The sequence below is a fragment of the Bradyrhizobium sp. 31Argb genome (genome assembly GCF_043638955.1).
In the GTDB taxonomy this organism is placed as follows: Bacteria; Pseudomonadota; Alphaproteobacteria; order Rhizobiales; family Xanthobacteraceae; genus Bradyrhizobium.
Genome location: NZ_JBEGDB010000715.1, coordinates 1 through 506 on the forward strand (window position 1 = coordinate 1; position 506 = coordinate 506).

At 65.0% G+C, this 506-nt stretch carries 1 protein-coding gene; it reads left to right on the top strand.

The annotated features are described in order from the left end of the window. The coding region (locus AAFX91_RS42405; RefSeq protein WP_394570440.1) for an aminotransferase class I/II-fold pyridoxal phosphate-dependent enzyme at positions 1-506 on the top strand (506 nt) is incomplete at both ends.

The window sequence follows — 506 nt, forward strand, 5'->3', positions numbered from 1 at the left end:
TGGGACGTTGCCGAGGTCCCGACGCTTGACGCTCTGGCTGGAACCGATCTCGCCGTGGTCGTCAATCCCAACAATCCCGATGGACGACGCCATGACAGGGAAGACCTGCTCGCGTTGCTGCCACGCGTTGGTTGTCTCGTCATCGACGAGAGTTTTGCCGACGCCGTTCTCGAATTGTCGCTCGCATCGGAGGCGGGACGACCGGGCCTCCTGATCCTGCGCTCATTCGGAAAGTTCTATGGCCTCGCTGGCTTGCGGCTCGGCTTCGTGCTTGGCGGGGAGCGAGACATCGCTGTCCTATCGGCGATGGCGGGTCCGTGGCCGGTCTCAGGTGCCGCGATCGCGGTCGGGCGGCGCGCCTTGCTGGATCGCGAATGGGCCATGGCAACCGCGAGTCGTCTCGAACGCGAATGTCAGCGGCTCGACGCCGCGGTGAAATCGCAGGGGTGGAAGCTCGTTGGCGGCACGCCGCTGTTCCGTCTCTATGAGACCGAAGACGCGCGCAC